This window comes from Bacteroides sp. AF39-16AC, assembly GCF_003602735.1.
GTDB classification, from domain to species: domain Bacteria; phylum Bacteroidota; class Bacteroidia; order Bacteroidales; family Bacteroidaceae; genus Bacteroides; species Bacteroides uniformis.
Genome location: NZ_QTLN01000044.1, coordinates 9520 through 11921, shown reverse-complemented (window position 1 = coordinate 11921; position 2402 = coordinate 9520). Strand labels below are relative to the sequence as shown.

Genomic DNA, 2402 nt, shown 5'->3' with positions numbered 1-2402 from the left:
TATACCGAGAGAGAAACTTGATTTTTCAACTTCCTAAAACGGTGTTGTTCAAACATTTCTACTTATTTGTACTTGCCAGTTGAACCTACGCTTCCCTAATAAAATGTCTATGGTAAAAAGTTAAAAAATCCTCCCACTTTTGTTAGATATATTTTTTTGTGTAATTTTGTAATCGTTATGCGGCAGTAATAATATACATATTAATACGAGTTAGTAATCCTGTAGTTCTCATATGCTACGAGGAGGTATTAAAAGGTGCGTTTCGACAATGCATCTACTGTAGTATATTATTGCTTAATCCAAATGAATATTATAAATTTAGGAATTCTTGCTCACATTGATGCAGGAAAAACTTCCGTAACCGAGAATCTGCTGTTTGCCAGTGGAGCAACGGAAAAGTGCGGCCGTGTGGATAATGGTGACACCATAACGGACTCTATGGATATAGAGAAACGTAGAGGAATTACTGTCCGGGCTTCTACGACATCTATTATCTGGAATGGAGTGAAATGCAATATCATTGACACTCCGGGACACATGGATTTTATTGCGGAAGTTGCCAGTGGAGCAACGGAAAAGTGCGGCCGTGTGGATAATGGTGACACCATAACAGACTCTATGGATATAGAGAAACGTAGAGGAATTACTGTTCGGGCTTCTACGACATCTATTATCAGGAATGGTGTGAAATGCAATATCATTGACACTCCGGGACACATGGATTTTATTGCGGAAGTGGAGCGGACATTCAAAATGCTTGATGGAGCAGTCCTCATCTTATCCGCAAAGGAAGGCATACAAGCGCAAACAAAGTTGCTGTTCAATACTTTACAAAAACTGCAAATCCCGACAATTATATTTATCAATAAAATTGACCGTGACGGTGTGAATTTAGAGCGTTTGTATCTGGATATAAAAACAAATCTGTCTCAAGATGTCCTGTTTATGCAAACTATTGTCGATGGATTGGTTTATCCGATTTGCTCCCAAACATATATAAAGGAAGAATACAAAGAATTTGTATGCAACCATGACGACGATATATTAGAACGATATTTGGCGGATAGCGAAATTTCACCGGCTGATTATTGGAATACGATAATCGATCTTGTGGCAAAAGCCAAAGTCTATCCGGTACTACATGGATCAGCAATGTTCAATATCGGTATCAATGAGTTGTTGGACGCCATCTCTTCTTTTATACTTCCTCCAGAATCAGTCTCAAACAGACTTTCAGCTTATCTCTATAAGATAGAGCATGACCCCAAAGGACATAAAAGAAGTTTTCTAAAAATAATTGACGGAAGTCTGAGACTTCGAGACATTGTAAGAATCAACGATTCGGAAAAATTCATCAAGATTAAAAATCTAAAGACTATTTATCAGGGCAGAGAGATAAATGTTGATGAAGTGGGGGCCAATGATATCGCGATTGTAGAAGATATGGAAGATTTTCGAATCGGAGATTATTTAGGTGCTAAACCTTGTTTGATTCAAGGGTTATCTCGTCAGCATCCCGCTCTCAAATCCTCCGTCCGGCCAGACAGGCCCGAAGAGAGAAGCAAGGTGATATCCGCTCTGAATACATTGTGGATTGAAGACCCGTCTTTGTCCTTTTCCATAAACTCATATAGTGATGAATTGGAAATCTCGTTATATGGTTTGACCCAAAAGGAAATCATACAGACATTGCTGGAAGAACGATTTTCCGTAAAGGTCCATTTTGATGAGATCAAGACTATCTACAAAGAACGACCTATAAAAAAGGTGAATAAGATTATTCAGATCGAAGTGCCGCCCAACCCTTATTGGGCCACAATAGGGCTGACTATTGAACCCTTACCGTTAGGGACAGGGTTGCAAATCGAAAGTGACATCTCCTATGGTTATCTGAACCATTCTTTTCAAAATGCCGTTTTTGAAGGGATTCGTATGTCTTGCCAATCTGGTTTACATGGATGGGAAGTGACAGATCTGAAAGTAACTTTTACTCAAGCCGAGTATTATAGCCCGGTAAGTACACCTGCTGATTTCAGACAGCTGACCCCTTATGTCTTCAGGCTGGCCTTGCAACAGTCAGGTGTGGACATCCTCGAACCGATGCTCTATTTTGAGTTGCAGATACCCCAATCGGCAAGTTCCAAAGCTATTACAGATTTGCAAAAAATGATGTCTGAGATTGAAGACATCAGTTGCAATAATGAGTGGTGTCATATTAAAGGGAAAGTTCCATTAAATACAAGTAAAGACTACGCCTCAGAAGTAAGTTCATACACTAAGGGCTTAGGCGTTTTTATGGTTAAGCCATGCGGGTATCAAATAACAAAAGGCGATTATTCTGATAATATCCGTATGAACGAAAAAGATAAACTTTTATTCATGTTTCAAAAATCAATGTCATC

General features: G+C 39.0%; 1 protein-coding gene. It reads left to right on the top strand.

The window, feature by feature from the left end; translation table 11 throughout:
• Window positions 1–303: 303 nt before the first annotated feature.
• Window positions 304–2402: tetracycline resistance ribosomal protection protein Tet(Q) (gene tet(Q) / locus DW039_RS19940; RefSeq protein ID WP_120382290.1), on the top strand; the 2099-nt coding region annotated here is incomplete at its 3' end.